Raw genomic sequence first — 16660 nt, forward strand, 5'->3', positions numbered from 1 at the left:
AAGAACGCAAATAAATAACTCTTCAAGTATTTGTGCAAGAGGTCTATTTTTGATTTCAGTTCAGCAACGCTAGAAATTGGTAGTTCTCTTTCATCTCCTAGCAATTTCTCTCTTCCCCAAGCCGTTCGCACACCAACCACAAAGACTTACGACGCGATTTATGTAATCGGAGGGACGCGATCGCTCTCAACTTAATTCTTGTTGCGAGTACGTAAGTCTTCACTCACCTGGAACTCAGAACTGCACAATTTAAGCGAAATTCGATTCAAATATCAGTTCTGAGTTCTATTTCCTACACATTTAACCCTATTCTGGAGGCAATTTAGATGACTTTAGCTGTAAGTAAGAAAGAACGTGCTGGGGTAATCAATCCCATTTTTACCTGTCAGCCTGCGGGTGCTGAGTATGCAACCATCGGTGTGAAAGATTGTATTCCCTTGGTGCATGGTGGACAAGGTTGCAGTATGTTTGTCCGCTTGATTTTTGCTCAACACTTGAAAGAAAACTTTGATATTGCATCTTCTTCACTCCATGAAGCTAGTGCGGTATTTGGTGGGATGCCACGGATTGAAGAAGGTGTGAAAACAATAGTAGCACGCTATCCTGATGTCCGTTTGATTCCTATCATCACCACCTGTTCTACTGAAACCATTGGGGATGACGTAGAAGGTACAATCAACAAAGTCAACAAGTTCTTAAAGACAGAGTATCCCAACCGCCAAGTTAAGCTAATTCCTGTACATACTCCTAGTTACCGTGGTAGTCAGGTGACAGGATATGATGCTGGTGTCACTTCATTGATTACTAACTTGGCGAAAAAAGGTGAACCCAATGGTAAGTTAAACATCATTACTGGTTGGGTTAACCCTGGTGATGTGACTGAAGTTAAGCACATCCTCAGCGAAATGGGTGTTGAAGGTAACGTCTTACTTGATACCGAAACCTTCAATGCTCCTACAATGCCAGATAGAAACAGTTTCACCTTTGGTAATACCACCATTGAAGATATTGCTGGTTCTGCCAATGCTGTAGGAACGATCGCTCTGTGCAAATATGAAGGTGGTAACGCAGCTCAATTCTTAGAAAGAGAATTTGATGTTCCTGCGATCGTTGGCCCTACACCAATTGGTATCAAAAATACTGACATCTGGTTGCAAAATATCAAGAAACTGACTGGTAAGGCAATCCCAGAATCCTTGGTTATCGAACGGGGTAAAGCAATTGACGCTTTAGCTGACTTAGCACATATGTATTTTGCTAACAAGCGTGTAGCTATTTACGGCGACCCCGATTTAGTAATTGGCTTGGCTGAGTTCTGCTTAGAAGTTGAATTAGAGCCAGTATTGCTGTTGTTGGGTGATGATAACCAAGCTCCTTCCAAAGACCCCAGATTAGCTGAGTTAGAAAAGAGAGCAAATCACGCTGAGTATGACATTGAAGTGATTTGGAATGCTGACTTGTGGGAATTGGAACACCGCGTTAAAGAAAAAGGCGATATCGACTTGATTTTGGGTCACTCCAAAGGTCGTTATATTGCGATTGACAACCAAATCCCAATGGTACGCGTAGGTTTCCCCACTTTTGACCGTGCTGGTATGTGGAAACATCCTGTAATTGGTTATCGTGGTGCGGAATTTTTGGGAGATGCGATCGCCAACGCCTTGTTTGCAGACATGGAATACAAGCATGACCGTGAGTGGATCTTAAACGTTTGGTAATCGTTTAGAGAGAACTTATAAAGATCCCCGACTTCTTTAAGAAGTCGGGGATCTCATCACCTAGAGATTGGAGAGGAATTATGGCAGCGAAGATAGATGCGAATGTTGTATTTTACGGACATTTAAGCGAACTGTACCAACTGGCAAAGGAAGGTAAGATTAAAACTACTTTGCAGGGTAGTCATACTCGACCTTGTAAGTTTTGGACTGCAACCAAGATTTTAAGTGGGATTAAAGATGCGATCGTGATTTCTCATGGGCCGAGTGGCTGTGCTTATGGAGTCAAACGAGCATACAAACTGACAAATAGCCGTAACAGTGGTTCTCCTTATGAACCCGTTGTCACCACCAACATGAGTGAGAAAGCGGTAATTTTTGGGGGTGAAAAAGAATTACGTGGTGCAATTCTGGAAGTAGATCAAAAATATCATCCTGATGCGATCGTTGTTGCTACTAGTTGCGCGTCGGGGATTATTGGCGACTGTGTAGATGAAGTAGTGGGTAAAGCCCGTAGCGAAATCGACGCAGAAATCATGACGATACACTGCGAAGGCTTTGCTGGAGAGTATCGCAGTGGCTTTGATATCGTCTTCCGCCAAATTGTAGACTTCATGGAGCCACCCACCCCAGAACGTCAAGCACAATTAGCCGATTCTGTCAATATTGTGGGCGCGAAGATGGGGCCAGAAAGGACGGAAGTAGAAGGAGATGTTAAGGAACTAAAACGACTCATCAAGGGAATGGGTGCAAGAGTTCACAGCGTAATTGCTGGTGACTGCACCTTAGAAGAACTCAAACAAGCACCAAGCGCAGCCGTTAACTGTACCTTATGTTTGGATCTGGGCTATACCATCGGTAAAGCTATGTCAGACAGATTTGGTACACCTTTAAATTCGACAATTCTGCCTTATGGTATCAGTGCTACAGAAAAATGGTTGCGTGGGGCGGCAAAATATTTAAAGATGGAAGCACAAGCAGAAGCCCTGATGGAACGGGAATATGCAGCCATCAAAACAGAATTTGAAGCAGCCAAGAAATATATCGAAGGTAAGTTAGCCATTATCGAAGGACATGACGCTATTAAGTGCTTGTCTATCGCCCATATGTTGGAACGCGATTTTGGGATGCGTGCTGTTATTTATAACTTCCATCCTTGGAGTACAGAAGCACGGGAAACCAGCGTAGATTACCTATTAGAAACAGGGTTAGATCCAGAAATCTTGATTACCAAGGGGACTTTAGCTTTTGGTAAATACGAATCAATGAAACAAACTGAAGATGAATTACTAGAATTTATCGGTGGTTTAGATGCTGATTCTGTAGTTTACTTCGGTTCTTCCTTGAGTTTCCCCCATATTCCCGTTGTGGATTTAAACGCCATCTTAAATCGTCCCAGATTTGGCTATCGCGGAGCTTTAAAAGTCGCTAAGTGTATTAAAACCGCCCTTGAATATGGTTTTAGACCCCGCAGTTCCCTAACCAAGCAAATGGTATTCCCGAAAACTCAGGTTTAGCATCTGCTCAATCATTAACTGGCAAATTAGCCCAAGACTTGCCAGATTGCACCGTATATGCAGGTAAGAAGCGGGGCAAATGTTTTAACGAGTAATAATTCAGCCAATCGTACCTTATATGCAAAGAAGAGAAAAGGAAAATGCCCTCAGCAATAACAAGTGAAAACTCCCAGAAACTCAATGTCATACCCTCCCACACAGAGCCACTAACCTTTGATAATTGCGACCACAGTAAAGACCCCATCGTTGGCTGTGCGTTAGAAGGTATCGCTAACATGGTCGCGGGGATTAAAGATGTCAGTATTGTGATTCACTCTCCCCAAGGTTGCGCCTCTACGGTGGCTGCTGGCTATGATAACCATGAGGTGGATTTCACTAAGCGCAAAGTCGGTTGTACGCGCCTGTTTGAGTCAGATATTGTCATGGGTGCGTCTGATAAACTCAAAGGTTTGATTAGAGAGGCGGATCAATCTTTTAACCCGAAAGTGATGTTTGTCGTTGGTACTTGCGCCGCAGATATTATCGGCGAAGATATTCAAGGACTATGCAACAACATTCAGCCAGAAATCAACGCCAAGCTTGTACCTCTGCTGGCTGGTGGTTTTCGCGGTAATGCTTACGATGGCTTGGAAATGGGTTTAGAAGCTTTACTTCCTTTCATCCACAAAAGAAAGAAGCGGCGCGGTGGTAGAAAGCCCAGAATTGTGAATATTATTGCACCCCAAGCCAATGTCAATCCTACCTGGTGGGCTGACTTGGAATGGGTGAAGCAGACTTTAAAAGCGTTGAGAATTAAGGTACAGACAGTAATTTCTCATGGTACTTCCTTTGAAGAACTGGAACAAGCGGGTAACGCAACTGCCAATATTCTTCTCAGCCATGATGTGGGGTATAAGTTTGCGCGGAAAATGCAGCAAACCCATGATATTCCGCTAATTCTGGATGATATACCTTTACCCATTGGTGTGCAGAATACTACACGCTGGTTGAAAGCTTTAACAGCCCATTTCAAAATAGACGAAAAAAGAGTAGAACCACTCATCAAAGAAGGCGAAAATAGAGTTGTCGAGACACTTCGCAAACGAGCATTGATGATTATTCCCCGATATCGTAACTGTAGAATTGCTGTATCTGCCGATGGAACAATGGGTATTGGGTTGGTAAGAATGCTGTTTGAAGAGTTGGAAATGATTCCAGAGGTGTTGTTGTTCCGTTCAGGAATGCGCGACTCTCGTTCAATTCTAGAGCGAGAATTACAAAGTATGCGAATTTCTCCCCGTGTAGTATTTTCTGCTGATGGGTATCAGATTAAACAAGCCTTGGCTGATGTTGATACTGATGCTGTGATTGGCTCGGCTTGGGAAAAATACATGGCGGAAGAATTGGGAATTAAAATTGCTTTTGATGTATTTAGTCCGACAAACAGAGAGACTTACCTTGATAGACCATATTTTGGCTATGAAGGTATGGTTAACATGATGGAAGTCATTGCTAACGATTGGGAAAGAGCTTTCCGTTCTAAACATATTCATTGGACTTAGAAGAAGTGCGATCGCTCTTGGGGAATCATAAGGGCGATCGCTTTATAATAGAATATGAAAAATCAATCTCCATCATGTAAAAAATATGACACACTCTTCACCAGAAAGAATAGTCAGACGTGGAAGAGTATTCCCCGAAATTCAGTGGACAGAAGCACAGAAAGCCCAAGATAGAGCCAGAAGACAAGCATTTTATGAGCGTTGTTGGGCGATTTTTGAACGTTTAAAACCAGAAATCCTAGACAAATATTATGGCTGGTATATTGCCATTGAACCTGATAGCGGCGATTATTTTATCGACCAAGATAAAGAAGTAGCCAGTAAAATGGCTAGAGAAAAACACCCTCAAGTGATTCATCATATTTTTGGCATTAATGAAACAGGTGTAAGTGGCAGAATATGATTGAGGGAAGATTTGGAGAATATGGACAAATTTATTTTGAAATAGATTTAATTAGAGGGGATGGCTTGAGTTTTCCTGTAGAAACAATGTTAGATACAGGATTTACTGAGTTTTTAGCTATGAACAAACAAGATGTAGAGAGTCTTGATTGGCAGTTTTTAAATCAAGATAAATTGAGAACTGCTCAAGGAGAAACTGATTTTGATGTTTATAACGGTAGAGTCATCATAGATAATCGAGAATGGGAAATTCCTGTATTTGCTGGAGATGAAATACAGGAAATTTTATTAGGTTCTCGATGGTTGAAATCATTTATTTTAGTCGCTGATTATAGTCAAAATAGAGTGACATTAGATTACATATAAAATATGTGGTGTTGCTGAATAAAATGATCAATGTAAAAATGCTCATTTTATTGGTGGAGTGCGATCGCCTTTGGGGTTAGCAAAGCCATCGCTTTCTAGCTCATCTGGTGCGGCGATTTCTGAAAAACCTACTAGGCTGACGGGTGGACGGTTGGGAAATTCTACAACAAGGCGTAATTCTCCTCCCATTGCTGCAATGTACTTCCGCAAAGTTGACAGCATTAAATCTGTACGCTGTTCCAGTCGAGAAACATTCCCTTGGTCAATTTGGAGAAGTTCTGCCATTTTTTCCTGAGTCATGTTGAGTGCAAGTCTTAGTTGCTGTCGAGTCATTTCCTCTGCAATGAGCAAGTTAGATTCTTCTTCAATCTTTTTACGTCGTTCTGGTGAGAACTCGTCTAGTTTTTCTTTCAAAGTTTTCCCCATGATAATCCTCACTTTTCCTCATGTTCACTTTTTAGTTGAGCTAAGTGTGCATCGAATCTAGCATCAGCAGTTTTGATAAGTTTTTTGTAAAAACGACTTTCACTACCACCTGATTTATCACCTGCAACTAGTAATATTGCATAGCGTCTGGGGTCAAATGCAAACGCAACACGCCAAACACCATCTGCGGCTTGAAATCTGAGTTCCTTCATGTTGCTATGTCGTGAACCATTAAGCGTGTCAACATGAGGCCGTCCCAATTCAGAACCAAAAGTTTCCAATAGACCAGCACGAGCAAGTAACTTATTCTGCACTTCTTCTGGTAGAGCATCAAATTCTGGTTCAAAGTCTGGATGAAACTCAACAACCCAATTCATTATTAATTATGCACTCAAACACATATGTTTTCAAGAGCATATTAAGGCTTTGAAATTTTTTTGGAAAGCTCTCTTCTTGAGTTACTCAGGACTTACGCACAGAGGTTATTTGTTCAGAAGCCTTATACCCTCACCCAAACCCTTGATTCTTCGTATCACTGCGTCAGTCCCATAAATAATTGTGATGTCACGTTGCCCGATGATATGGAGGTCAGTGCTTAATCACCTCTTGCAATACAATGCACAACAGAAGTAAACTAAGTTTATGGACTTAGTTTTTCAAAGTTATGGAAAGTGTAAATATCCATCAAGCCAAAACAAACCTCTCACGCTTGTTGTCTCGTGTAGAGCTTGGGGAAGAAATTATTATTTCAAACAGAGGTGTCCCAATTGCCAAGTTAGTTCCGTTTCATAACCCATCTAATCGGCGAGCTAGTTTAGGGCTAGATAGAGGGCGTTTCACTGTACCAGAAGACTTTGATGCGCCTTTACCAGAAGATATCTTGGCAGCATTTGAGGGTAGTGAAGAGTGAAGCTGTTGTTGGATACTCAATGTTGGTTGTGGTGGTTTGCTCAACCAGAGAGGTTGAGTGAGGAGGCGATTACACACATTGCTGATGAAACAAACGAGTTGTGGTTGTCGGTTGCTAGTATTTGGGAAATCGGGATTAAAGTTGCGATCGCAAAGTTACCATTGCCAGAACCACCAGATAGCTACATTTCTAGCCGTATAGGACAGTTGGGTATGAAATCGCTAGAAATTACAGCAACTCACGCTTTAAAAGCAGCTTCTTTGCCCTTGCATCACCGAGATCCGTTTGACAGAATGTTGATTGCACAGGCACAGCTCGAAGAATTAACCCTCGTCAGTGCTGATGCAATATTCAGGCAGTACAACGATGTGGCAATTCTTTGGGCTGCCAATTCGTGAAAAGACATAGAATAAAGACATAGTTTTCAAAGGTGGTGTATCATGCAAATACCCATTGCAGACGCATCAGAAGAATTAGTTCGTTTGGTGGAAGCGGCTTTGCAGGGTGAAGAAATTGTCATTCTCAAAGATAATCAACCTGTAGTCAAGCTGACTGTAGTAGAACAAGTAAAAAAGCGTCGTCCTGCTAAGGCGGGTAGTGCTAAAGGTCAAGTCTGGATATCTGAGGACTTTGACGAACCGCTTGAGGATTTCAAGGAATATATGGAATGAGATTTCTGCTCGATACTCATACATTTATCTGGTTTGTCACTGATAGTCCACAACTTAGCACTACCGCAAAGGTACTGATTGAAGATGAATACAATGAGAAATGCTTAAGCTTTGCTAGTGTTTGGGAAATGGCAATCAAATGTAGTCTTGGCAAGTTGAGCTTTAATTTACCACTTCACACTTTTGTTGAACAACAGATACAGCAGAATAGTATTGACCTACTCAGCATACAAATGCCCCATCTCGCAGTTGTTTCCACTCTCCCGTTGCATCATCGTGATCCATTTGACCGTTTGTTAATTGCACAGGCGATCGCAGAAGGGATTCCCATTATCAGTGCTGATGTTGCGTTTGATGCCTACTCAATTAGGCGATTGTGGTAAGGATTTTGATGATTAGTCAGCTTTGGCGATCGCTTCCACGGTCACAGTCTCAAATGCCATCGCACTTTTGGTCAGTGCAGGCAAGGAAAAACTAAGTTTCGTTCACTATGATCAAAATTTGGTTGTACAGGGCTGAAGATACTCGAAACTCTGAGGTAGCAATCAAAGCATCCATCAGAGGTTTCACAGCTAAAATTAAATTTTTCCGTTTTGCCTCAACCAAAATACCCAGTAGCCCAGTAATTTTGATTCCTAAACGGTCGGCTTCTGCTCTACCACGACGCTCATCAATTAGTAGTAAATCGGCTTGAAGTTCCAAAGCTAGGGTAATTGCTTCAGATTCCCCAGGATCTAATCTCACCTCACTTTGAAGTCGTTCCACAAATTCACGGTTAGCAATGAATTTGACTTCTAACCAAGTAGCTGTTTGGACTTCCGCACTTCCTGGTACGGGTGGATCGATGTCTACAAGTTCACGATACACCGCCTCTGGAATTATAACTTGTTCGTAGAGGAGAGGCAGAAGCCTTAGCTGGTCTATTGCTGCCAAGTTCGTGATTGCTGATGTGTCGCTAATAACAATCACAATCGCCCCAAGTCCTGTAAGTTTTTCAAATCCAATTCCAAATCTTCAACATCATAAGAATACAGCGCAATTTTTCGCTGTTTCAGAAGTTGGCGAAACGTATGGGGTGGCATATCTGCCAAACGGCTGGCGTAGCCAAGGGTTAAACGACCACTTTGAAACAGATATATGGCAATTTCCTGGCGAAACTCACTTGGTGTCAGTTGTGAGGCTTGCAGGATTTCATCTGAGATGACAATGCTCATAAGAAAACTAACTTAAAGATTACTCTTTCATTTTAATCTGGGCGATCGCTTCCACCGTCACAGTCTGAAATGCGATCAGCTACGCTGGGCGTTTACGCCATCGCTCTTTTGGTCAATGCTGGCAAGGAAAAACAATGCTGCGGCCATAAGCGATCGCACTAAATTGTATATTTTCTAGTCGCCACAAAATTTTTAATTGCATTCTTCAATTCGTTTTTGAGTAGCTCCACATCTGCTGGGCGACTAGGAATAACATACCTAAACCAACATCCCTTTTTATGATGTGCCAACAACTCTTCAACTGATTGAGAGGTAGTATTGTATATAAAATAATATTTGCAATTACTTGAGAAGTCGCTTGTTAAACCCAAATATTCTCTAGCTAGTTCAAGACCAAAATTTTGAGGAGAATAATATTTGCATTCTGCTGCAATAATAGCTTTTGAAGACTGCGGAGAAACGCTATTGTTGCGGCAAATTTCCGCTTCGCTTTTTTCTAGAAGAAGAACATCACATTCATGCAATACCTTTGAAATCCCACTTACTCTAACACCCACGTGAGCCTCTAGCGGTCGCTTACGCTGGAAAGTAATTTCAGCGTGAGTATATAAACCATTAAAAATTTGCCCTGGGCTAGTTCTGAAAGTGAAAGTAGTTGCCCTATTCCTATTTGTATCTATATAGTCAATACTTACATTCGGTTCATTTCTTGCAGCCTCTAAAAGAAACGAAAATATATAAGCCTCAAATAAATCAAATACTTTAGAGCTAGTAGTTAAGTTTGGATTGATAGAGCTTCCTAATGCTGAACGAATTTGATTTAAGAGATTTTGGTTTATCATCCTCTTACCTCTGAACGCAATTGCGTTAATAATCTTTGTAGAATGAGGGCTTGTTCTGCTCTATCAGTAGCTAAACTGTAGGTGAATACGGTTGGTTGTGAATCCTCTTCTTCAGATACAAATCTAACTTCAGGTGAAATATTGAACTCCTCGCCTTCTCTCCTGAAAAAGTTTGTGACTTCTTTTTCTATGAAAGCCGTTTGAACAACTGCTGATTCAATAGCGTCAATCAGGAGGATTAAAGATTCTTGAGGTGTGTATTCTCTTGTTGTTATAAACTCTCTTGAAGATCGTCTAGCAAAATTTTCAATTGGCTCATGAATCACCTCACCCGCACGAATAACATCGTCAACTTCCTCAACCACCCAACTCATTTGACTATTGTTTAGTAAATCACGATCATTAAGCATAGCGACAAGTTGCCGATACACTTCTCTACATTCTTCATCTGTCATTGATGGATACCAGACTTTCTCATATCAAAAATTACCCAGGACTCTTATTATACAGAAAATTCTTGGATAACTACCGAACTAAGGAATGTAACAAAAAGTTGAGCGCAGGAAACCTACGCTCAAGACTTTTCAAAGCAGAATTTTTCCTATTGAATGAATTTACAATAACTTGAAGCCGAAGTTATTGAGAGTCTCACGCAAATCTTTGCAGCCTTTGAGATAGTCTAGGGTGGCGATTCTCTCGGCGGAGTGTTCTGACCAATCACCTGCGACGTTCATGTTTTGTTCGGTGTAGAACTGTTTCATAATATCGTTGTAGTGAGCGATCGCATCTTCTTGTTCGGCTAATTTATAAGTCTCTCGATGCAATATAGCTTGCTGGGGTAAACGCGGTTTTACTGCTGGTTGGACTTCAGGATTAGGAAAGCCTAAACACTGTCCAAATACGGGGAAGACGAAAGGCGGTAAATTCAATAATGTGGCTACTTCTTGGGTATGGTTGCGGATTGCGCCTATGTATACTGTCCCTAAACCCAAGGATTCCGCGACTACAGTCACATTTTGCGCTGCTACGGAAGCATCAACTATAGCTTTTACCAAAAGTTCGGTGTATTCCAACGCAACATGAGCTAGTCCACGACTGTCAGCAATTTGAGCTAAACGACCTAAATCGGCTAACCATACTAAGAATACCGGAGCTTGTTTGACATGGGCTTGATTATTAGAAAAACGATATAGTTCTTGTTTGCGTTCTTCATCTTCAACCGCTACCACACTCCAGCTTTGCAAGTTTGCGGAAGTAGGCGCAGATTGAGCCGCAGCTACTAATAACTCGATAATTCCTGGTGGTAAAGGATCAGGTAAATAAGACCGGACTGAACGGTGAGATAATATTGTTCCGATAGAGTCATTCCAAGGAATATTAACATCAAAAGGAATTTCACCGTAGCGCGATCGCAAAACTTCCACAGGATTAGTCATAGTTAAAAACTCCCAACATTTCAAAGTTAGACTTCTTGTATTAATCTTTTTTTGTCTCACGCAAAGGCGCAAAGACGCAAAGGTAGACTCAATCACAAAATCTCTGATTTTATCAACTACTCTGGAAACAAAAACACAATCTTAGTCAAAGATTCCAAGTCGCTTGATGAATAATAATCAGAGTAAATATCCACTGCTAATATTTCTCTTACCGACACAACAAAAGAGATAAATACCAGCAAAACAAACAGCGCAGGAACAATTTGTTTCCAAAGTCTTGAGAAATGATAAACTTTACTATTCATCATCCATTTTTCCTAGACAATAATTAGGAGGTATTCACTAAACATTCCGAAAAAAAGCTACTCGTAAAGCCAACCGACTTTCAGACATGGGAGAAGTAACCGGAGTTACCATGTGCCAAGAATTATCAGAACGCACAATCACGACTGAAGAATGACTCAAAGGTAAAATATCTCTAAAAGCTGAATCTGGTTCAGAGTCTTTGAGAATCCGCAAATAGCCACCCCAATTTTCTGACCATTCTTGATTGAAAAATAGCAGATGAGTTAAAACCTTATTCGGTTCATCTGTATGGGGAAAATGTTGATGTCCTGATTTATATTGACGAAATCCAATATCCATTACACAATCCGTCAAATCTAAGCCAGTCATATCTCCCAAAGCTTGACGATAAGCATTTGTCCAAAGTCCTTCTATTAAATTTCTCCACGTATGACTGAGGTGTTTTAAATCAGAAGTTAGTTTTCCTTGTGCAAGCCGTTGTCGCCAGCGATCGTCTTTAAATTTGAGTAGTAAAGGAATATCTTGACTAGAAGCAATTATCTTTCCCCAATAATAGCCGTAACCCTCCCCTGTTGATAGAAAAAAATCTTGTTTCGGAAAACTGGCTGTCAATTCTAGACTTACTTCTTTTGATAATAAGTCTTTAATTAAAGCCCAATGATACGGAACTTTTTCGATGACTGCGATACGAATAGATTGGAGATTTAGCATGATTTGCTTAAGGTAGATGACTAAACTAAAAACGAAACGTAAATCTGTCTACGATCGCATTTTGCAAACAGCATCAGATTTGTTTTATCGGGAGGGTATTCGCAATGTCGGTATTGACAGAATCATTGCGGAATCTGGTGTAGCAAAAATGTCGCTGTACAATCATTTCAAATCAAAAGATGCTTTGATTGAAACTTGGTTGCGACAAGAGGATGAAAAATGGTGTCGATGGCTAAAAACCACTGTTGAACAACAAACCTCTGAGCCAGCTAAACAACTTTTGGCAATCTTTGATGCTTTAAGAGAATGGTTTGAAAGCCCAGATTTCCGGGGTTGTGCATTTATTAACGCCTCCGTAGAATTAGCTAATCCTGACCACCCTGGGTATCGAGTAGCACTAGAACATCAACAAGCGATTTACCACTACATCAAAACTCTTGCTCAAGCAGCAGAAGTTACATTACCAGAACAATTAGCTAGACAACTGCTGTTGCTCATACAAGGTGCGATCGTAGTTGCCATGATGGAAGGCAGTTGGTCAACCGCATCCCAAGCAAAGAAAGCGGCATTAATTCTCATTCAAACAGCATCAAAATAAACTCTGCGCCCCTCTGCGTTTACCTCCGCGCCCCTCCGCGTTTAAAAACTCCCACTCATACAAAATGTGCATCTCTCGGATGAAACGCCAACTTAATCAAGCTGTGATGGTAAACATTCTCTGACACATCATTACGAGGAACTCTAGCCGTTAAAGTTTGTTCTCCCACCTTCACCTTGATGGTATAAGTTCCTACACCACGCACAATCCGTTCCACCCTGCCTTGAATAGAAACTGACCCTGGCTGTTGCGGAATCGCAGAACGTGTATCGTCAATATGGAACGCATCACCGGATAGACAACAGGCTGTGATGGGTGCATTAATTTCGCCATAATAAGAAAACTCCATAGTGTTAGCTAACTTAATCAAATAACCACGGTGTTCTGGTTCGATTTGACAAGGGATGACATTATCCATACCGACAAGTCGGGCGAGTTGTTGGTTAGCTGGGCGACGGATGAGCATTTCTAACTTATCGTCTTGGATAATTCCACCGTCAAATAAAGCGATCGCGCGATCGGCAAAATTCAAGATATCTGTAAAGTTATGGCTGACTAAGATCACCGCCGCCCCTCTAGCTTCCGCCCATTGGCGAATTTTCTCGATGATTTGCGGACGAATTGCTACATCTAAATAAGCGGAAGGCTCATCTAATAACAGCAATTCTGGATCAGCTACTAACCCGCAAGCAATACACACTCGCTTACCTTCGCCGCCAGAAAGGGCGCGGGCTTGTCGATGTGCTAAATGTTCACAGCCGAATGTTTCCAGGGCAGTATATACCCTATGCTTAATTTGATGCTTTGGTACACCGCGAAACTGTAAGACTCTGGCAACATTATTAAATACCGTGTCATCCAACAGTAATGTTTCTTGAAACACCAATGCAGAACGACGACGCAAGGATGTTTGATTAACTTGACGTGCATCCTGTCCAAATAATTGCATTTCCCCACAGTAGGACTGCAACATATTGATAGTTCTTAATAGGGTGCTTTTCCCCGCACCATTAGGGCCGACTACAGCCACAAGTTCCCCTGGACGGACGGCGAAATTATCAATTGATAGGATATTTTTCCGGCTTTTACTATCAACCTTCACCTGACGCATATTCAGGATATATTGATTGACTTCCTCCTGATTTTCCGGTGTTTTTATAGGAGGAGATTCTAAATTGATAAACGACTTTAACTTATGCAATTTACTCATAACATCTTCTTATCGTGCTGCAAGATAGTCAGCGACACCACAATGCTGTAGGTAATGAACAGGAGAATGTAAGCGATCGCCATCGCCACATCAAAGTTACCTTTTTCTACTTCTGTGACAATAGCTGTAGTTAAAACTCGCGTCTGTCCTTTGATATTTCCCCCCACCATCATTGATGCGCCAACTTCCGAAATGACGCGACCAAAACCTGCAATAATGGCAGCTATCAAGCCTAATCGTGCTTCCTTAATTAATAACCAATGAGCTTGCCAAGGTGTCGCCCCCATTGATAATAATTGCCAACGTAGTTTCGGATTAATACTGAGGATGGCAGCAAAACTAAAACCCGCAACTATCGGGAAAGCAATGATAGTTTGAGCAATAATCATGGCTGTAGGTGTGTACATTAAATCCAAGTCGCCCAAAGGGCCAGAACGCCACAAAAATAGACTCACCACCAAGCCAACCACCACAGGCGGTAATCCCATCCCGAAGTTAACGACACTGTTTAATATAGATTTCCCGAAGAAATCTTCTAAAGCCAACCACAAACCCAAAGGTACACCCAACAACACACTAATAGTTGTCGCCACTCCAGAGACTAGCAATGTCATCGTCATTACATCGATAACATTGCGATCGCCATTAATTAATAACTCTAGAGCCTTATTCGCTCCATCAATGATTGTATCCACGAGTCTCTTAAAAATCGAAAAAATACTGAAATGTGCAGTCACCCAAAACCAATATGTCTTTTTACCTTTGCGTCTTTGCGCCTTGGCGTGAGCTTTTAAAAAGACTAAAACCCATAATCTTTTTCACTCTTACCCCCATCAACAAAAAACAATGGCTGTCCAAATTCTTGCCTACCGTGAGCAGCAATTATTCTCTGTCCTTCAGGAGATAGAACAAAATCAATAAAAGCTTTAGATCCCGCACTATTAACTCTGGGGAATTTCTGCGGATTTACTTGCATCACATGATAGAGATTTAATAATTTCCTATCTCCTTCTACTAAAACCTGCAAAGAAGTAATATTTTTTTTCTGAAATATATATGTTGCCCTATCAACTAAGGTATATCCCAGTTTTTGATTAGCAACTTGTAAAGTTCTCGCCATTCCTGAACCTGTTTGTTGATACCAACCACCAGCAGGTTTGACATTCGCTTGTTGCCATAAATCCTTCTCTAATTTATTCGTCCCTGAATCATCACCTCTTGATATAAATAATGCTTGATTTTTGGCAATTGCATTAAACGCTTGCACAGCGTTTTTGCTACCTCGAATCTTGGCTTTGTCAGGATTACCCGGCCCTACAATTACAAAGTCGTTGTGCATAACTAAACGGCGGTTAGTCACTGCACCACCTTGTAAAACTTTGCGTTCGGCTTTCGGTGAATTGACGAATAGTGCGTCAACTTCGCCTTTTTCTGCTAAGGCTAAAGCTTGTCCAGTTCCTACGGCAACTTTTTTGAGTCGATAGCCTGTTTTTTTCTCAAATGCTGGGACTAAATCATCAAGTAATCCGCTATCTTCGATGCTAGTTGTCATGGCGATAATGACATTGCGATTTGTAGGAGATTGAGCGTTGGCTTGTGGTGTTAATAAGTTACTAGTGTTAGTAGTTACAATTGCTAGACAAGAAGCTAAGGCGGCGATGACGAATCTTCTTTGAACCATATAACCTCTCAGGATTTACACAGATGGCGTTGTTGATTGAGAATAGGATTTGTCTCACGCATTCGCCCTTGGCGTTCCCGCAGGGTAGGCGCAAAGGCGCAAAGGTAAGAAGAAAAATAAGGGTGTTTTTTGCGTTTCATATTCTGATTTAACAACGCAATTTTTACAGTTGATAAATTAAATATGCTTTGAATTTTTTTATGAAATTCTGAGTCTTTCTACTGACTCAGGGAGTATAAATTACAGAATTAATTGCGCTGTTGAGAAGTAGTTTTCTCTCTACTCGTTCAGGTTCTTAGGTTTGGGGAACTAAGCTTAGTAGTTCTTCAACGGTGAGGCTGCGTTTAGTTTTGACTGATTGATGACGGACTGCATCTAATACTGATTGAATTTCGGCTTGACCAAGGGTGATACCGTGTTGTTGCAAGACGCTGAGTAGGAGATGGCGGCCGGAATGTTTACCTACTACTAAACGTCGTTCCCAACCTACGTCTTCTGGTGCGAATGGTTCATAGGTGATGGGGTTTTGCAGTACGCCATGAGCATGAATCCCTGATTCGTGTGCAAAGGTATTTTCACCAACGATCGCTTTCCAAGGAAGGACAGGAAAGTTAGTCGCTTTGGAGACTAGTCTTGATACTTCTACGAGTCGTTTGGTATCAATTCCTGTGGGTATATCGTAGAGATATTTGAGTCCCATCACGACTTCTTCTAAGGGTGCATTTCCGGCTCGTTCACCTATACCATTGACGGTGGTGTTCACAGATATCGCGCCAGCTTTCACACCGGCTAAGGTGTTCGCCAAAGCCATACCAAAGTCGTCATGTGTGTGCATTTCGATGACAATTGATAGGTGCGATACCAGATGACTAACTTTTTTGTAGGTGGTTGTGGGTCAAGAACTCCTACAGTATCACAGAAGCGAAACCGAAACGCGCCCCATTCTTGGGCAGATTGGGCAACTTCTAAGAGAAAAGCTTCATCGGCTCTCGAAGAATCTTCGCCACCGACGGAGACAGATAAACCGCGATCGCAGGCAAAATTAATTGCATCCCTAGTTTATCTAAGACTAACTGTCGTTGTCCTTTGAATTTAGCAGCTATCTGAATATCGG

At 41.5% G+C, this 16660-nt stretch carries 22 protein-coding genes and 1 pseudogene; 10 read left to right on the plus strand and 13 right to left on the minus strand.

Annotation, left to right across the window (positions count from 1 at the left end; all coding sequences use genetic code 11):
* Positions 1–326: 326 nt before the first annotated feature.
* The 5 genes from vnfK (at position 327) to CV014_RS22685 (ending at position 5541) form a co-directional block, all read left to right on the plus strand.
* Positions 327–1718: a V-containing nitrogenase subunit beta gene (vnfK, locus tag CV014_RS22665; protein WP_236144085.1), complete on the plus strand. Its 1392-nt coding sequence runs from the start codon at positions 327–329 to the stop codon at positions 1716–1718.
* Positions 1719–1798: 80 nt separating this feature from the next.
* Positions 1799–3232, plus strand: a complete 1434-nt coding sequence (locus tag CV014_RS22670) for a nitrogenase component 1 (RefSeq protein WP_236144086.1) — start codon at positions 1799–1801, stop codon at positions 3230–3232.
* A gap of 140 nt (positions 3233–3372) precedes the next feature.
* A complete protein-coding gene (locus tag CV014_RS22675; protein WP_236144087.1) occupies positions 3373–4773 on the plus strand; it encodes a nitrogenase component 1 in 1401 nt (466 codons plus the stop codon).
* 85 nt (positions 4774–4858) lie between these two features.
* Positions 4859–5176: a hypothetical protein gene (locus tag CV014_RS22680; protein ID WP_236144088.1), complete on the plus strand. Its 318-nt coding sequence runs from the start codon at positions 4859–4861 to the stop codon at positions 5174–5176.
* A complete protein-coding gene (locus CV014_RS22685) occupies positions 5173–5541 on the plus strand; it encodes an aspartyl protease (protein ID WP_236144089.1) in 369 nt (122 codons plus the stop codon). Before CV014_RS22680 ends, CV014_RS22685 begins: the two co-directional genes overlap by 4 nt.
* Before the next feature lie 42 nt (positions 5542–5583).
* Here CV014_RS22685 and CV014_RS22690 read toward each other — a convergent pair whose 3' ends face one another.
* Together CV014_RS22690 and CV014_RS22695 are read right to left on the minus strand one after the other, a co-directional pair.
* Entirely contained in the window at positions 5584–5967 is a 384-nt protein-coding gene (locus CV014_RS22690) for a helix-turn-helix domain-containing protein (protein ID WP_236144090.1), read from the minus strand.
* Positions 5968–5975: 8 nt separating this feature from the next.
* Positions 5976–6344, minus strand: a complete 369-nt coding sequence (locus tag CV014_RS22695; RefSeq protein WP_236144091.1) for a type II toxin-antitoxin system RelE/ParE family toxin — start codon at positions 6342–6344, stop codon at positions 5976–5978.
* Positions 6345–6631: 287 nt separating this feature from the next.
* Between CV014_RS22695 and CV014_RS22700 the strand changes: the two genes are divergently transcribed.
* From CV014_RS22700 to CV014_RS22715, 4 genes are read left to right on the plus strand one after another with little or no spacing between them, the layout of a single operon-like run.
* Positions 6632–6877, plus strand: a complete 246-nt coding sequence (locus CV014_RS22700) for a type II toxin-antitoxin system Phd/YefM family antitoxin (protein WP_236144092.1) — start codon at positions 6632–6634, stop codon at positions 6875–6877.
* A complete protein-coding gene (locus tag CV014_RS22705) occupies positions 6874–7275 on the plus strand; it encodes a type II toxin-antitoxin system VapC family toxin (RefSeq protein ID WP_236144093.1) in 402 nt (133 codons plus the stop codon). The genes CV014_RS22700 and CV014_RS22705 overlap by 4 nt, the downstream gene beginning before the upstream one ends.
* Before the next feature lie 42 nt (positions 7276–7317).
* A complete protein-coding gene (locus tag CV014_RS22710) occupies positions 7318–7548 on the plus strand; it encodes a type II toxin-antitoxin system Phd/YefM family antitoxin (protein WP_236144094.1) in 231 nt (76 codons plus the stop codon).
* Positions 7545–7931, plus strand: coding sequence for a type II toxin-antitoxin system VapC family toxin (locus CV014_RS22715; RefSeq protein ID WP_236144095.1), 387 nt, complete (start codon positions 7545–7547; stop codon positions 7929–7931). Before CV014_RS22710 ends, CV014_RS22715 begins: the two co-directional genes overlap by 4 nt.
* 91 nt (positions 7932–8022) lie before the next feature.
* On the opposite strand, the gene CV014_RS22720 is transcribed toward CV014_RS22715, so the two are convergent.
* The 6 genes from CV014_RS22720 to CV014_RS22745 all read right to left on the minus strand — a co-directional run bounded on the left by CV014_RS22720 (position 8023) and on the right by CV014_RS22745 (position 12057).
* A complete protein-coding gene (locus tag CV014_RS22720; protein WP_236144096.1) occupies positions 8023–8517 on the minus strand; it encodes a DUF3368 domain-containing protein in 495 nt (164 codons plus the stop codon).
* Positions 8514–8762 (minus strand): UPF0175 family protein, encoded by a 249-nt coding sequence (locus tag CV014_RS22725; RefSeq protein ID WP_236144097.1) that lies wholly within the window; start codon positions 8760–8762, stop codon positions 8514–8516. Before CV014_RS22725 ends, CV014_RS22720 begins: the two co-directional genes overlap by 4 nt.
* A 158-nt stretch (positions 8763–8920) precedes the next feature.
* On the minus strand, positions 8921–9604 hold the full coding sequence (locus tag CV014_RS22730; protein WP_236144098.1) for a hypothetical protein: 684 nt from the start codon (positions 9602–9604) through the stop codon (positions 8921–8923).
* Positions 9601–10059 (minus strand): hypothetical protein, encoded by a 459-nt coding sequence (locus tag CV014_RS22735; protein WP_236144099.1) that lies wholly within the window; start codon positions 10057–10059, stop codon positions 9601–9603. Before CV014_RS22735 ends, CV014_RS22730 begins: the two co-directional genes overlap by 4 nt.
* Positions 10060–10218: 159 nt before the next feature.
* Positions 10219–11040 (minus strand): NADPH-dependent oxidoreductase, encoded by an 822-nt coding sequence (locus tag CV014_RS22740; RefSeq protein WP_236144100.1) that lies wholly within the window; start codon positions 11038–11040, stop codon positions 10219–10221.
* A 342-nt stretch (positions 11041–11382) separates the two neighbouring features.
* On the minus strand, positions 11383–12057 hold the full coding sequence (locus CV014_RS22745; RefSeq protein WP_236144101.1) for a 2OG-Fe(II) oxygenase: 675 nt from the start codon (positions 12055–12057) through the stop codon (positions 11383–11385).
* 16 nt (positions 12058–12073) lie between these two features.
* Between CV014_RS22745 and CV014_RS22750 the strand changes: the two genes are divergently transcribed.
* Entirely contained in the window at positions 12074–12655 is a 582-nt protein-coding gene (locus CV014_RS22750; RefSeq protein WP_236144102.1) for a TetR/AcrR family transcriptional regulator, read from the plus strand.
* A 55-nt stretch (positions 12656–12710) separates the two neighbouring features.
* Here CV014_RS22750 and CV014_RS22755 read toward each other — a convergent pair whose 3' ends face one another.
* From CV014_RS22755 to CV014_RS22770, 5 genes and pseudogenes are all read right to left on the minus strand, one after another.
* Positions 12711–13865, minus strand: a complete 1155-nt coding sequence (locus CV014_RS22755) for an ABC transporter ATP-binding protein (protein WP_236144103.1) — start codon at positions 13863–13865, stop codon at positions 12711–12713.
* On the minus strand, positions 13862–14560 hold the full coding sequence (locus CV014_RS22760; RefSeq protein ID WP_236144104.1) for an ABC transporter permease: 699 nt from the start codon (positions 14558–14560) through the stop codon (positions 13862–13864). Before CV014_RS22760 ends, CV014_RS22755 begins: the two co-directional genes overlap by 4 nt.
* Before the next feature lie 104 nt (positions 14561–14664).
* A complete protein-coding gene (locus CV014_RS22765) occupies positions 14665–15546 on the minus strand; it encodes a substrate-binding domain-containing protein (protein WP_236144105.1) in 882 nt (293 codons plus the stop codon).
* A gap of 8 nt (positions 15547–15554) precedes the next feature.
* Positions 15555–15686, minus strand: a complete 132-nt coding sequence (locus tag CV014_RS30210; protein ID WP_268964863.1) for a hypothetical protein — start codon at positions 15684–15686, stop codon at positions 15555–15557.
* Positions 15687–15841: 155 nt separating this feature from the next.
* Positions 15842–16660, minus strand: a pseudogene (locus tag CV014_RS22770) (homocitrate synthase/isopropylmalate synthase family protein); the annotation flags it as partial.

This window comes from Nostoc sp. CMAA1605, from assembly GCF_021596505.1.
In the GTDB taxonomy this organism is placed as follows: domain Bacteria; phylum Cyanobacteriota; class Cyanobacteriia; order Cyanobacteriales; family Nostocaceae; genus Trichormus.

Bases quoted from the DNA above. Each gene is read 5' to 3' on its own strand.
- vnfK (WP_236144085.1), top strand. From the start codon at position 327: ATGACTTTAGCTGTAAGTAAGAAAGAACGTGCTGGGGTAATCAATCCC.
- CV014_RS22670 (WP_236144086.1), top strand. From the start codon at position 1,799: ATGGCAGCGAAGATAGATGCGAATGTTGTATTTTACGGACATTTAAGC.
- CV014_RS22675 (WP_236144087.1), top strand. From the start codon at position 3,373: ATGCCCTCAGCAATAACAAGTGAAAACTCCCAGAAACTCAATGTCATA.
- CV014_RS22680 (WP_236144088.1), top strand. From the start codon at position 4,859: ATGACACACTCTTCACCAGAAAGAATAGTCAGACGTGGAAGAGTATTC.
- CV014_RS22685 (WP_236144089.1), top strand. From the start codon at position 5,173: ATGATTGAGGGAAGATTTGGAGAATATGGACAAATTTATTTTGAAATA.
- CV014_RS22690 (WP_236144090.1), bottom strand. From the start codon at position 5,967: ATGGGGAAAACTTTGAAAGAAAAACTAGACGAGTTCTCACCAGAACGA.
- CV014_RS22695 (WP_236144091.1), bottom strand. From the start codon at position 6,344: ATGAATTGGGTTGTTGAGTTTCATCCAGACTTTGAACCAGAATTTGAT.
- CV014_RS22700 (WP_236144092.1), top strand. From the start codon at position 6,632: ATGGAAAGTGTAAATATCCATCAAGCCAAAACAAACCTCTCACGCTTG.
- CV014_RS22710 (WP_236144094.1), top strand. From the start codon at position 7,318: ATGCAAATACCCATTGCAGACGCATCAGAAGAATTAGTTCGTTTGGTG.
- CV014_RS22715 (WP_236144095.1), top strand. From the start codon at position 7,545: ATGAGATTTCTGCTCGATACTCATACATTTATCTGGTTTGTCACTGAT.
- CV014_RS22725 (WP_236144097.1), bottom strand. From the start codon at position 8,762: ATGAGCATTGTCATCTCAGATGAAATCCTGCAAGCCTCACAACTGACA.
- CV014_RS22730 (WP_236144098.1), bottom strand. From the start codon at position 9,604: ATGATAAACCAAAATCTCTTAAATCAAATTCGTTCAGCATTAGGAAGC.
- CV014_RS22735 (WP_236144099.1), bottom strand. From the start codon at position 10,059: ATGACAGATGAAGAATGTAGAGAAGTGTATCGGCAACTTGTCGCTATG.
- CV014_RS22740 (WP_236144100.1), bottom strand. From the start codon at position 11,040: ATGACTAATCCTGTGGAAGTTTTGCGATCGCGCTACGGTGAAATTCCT.
- CV014_RS22745 (WP_236144101.1), bottom strand. From the start codon at position 12,057: ATGCTAAATCTCCAATCTATTCGTATCGCAGTCATCGAAAAAGTTCCG.
- CV014_RS22750 (WP_236144102.1), top strand. From the start codon at position 12,074: ATGACTAAACTAAAAACGAAACGTAAATCTGTCTACGATCGCATTTTG.
- CV014_RS22755 (WP_236144103.1), bottom strand. From the start codon at position 13,865: ATGAGTAAATTGCATAAGTTAAAGTCGTTTATCAATTTAGAATCTCCT.
- CV014_RS22765 (WP_236144105.1), bottom strand. From the start codon at position 15,546: ATGGTTCAAAGAAGATTCGTCATCGCCGCCTTAGCTTCTTGTCTAGCA.
- CV014_RS30210 (WP_268964863.1), bottom strand. From the start codon at position 15,686: ATGAAACGCAAAAAACACCCTTATTTTTCTTCTTACCTTTGCGCCTTT.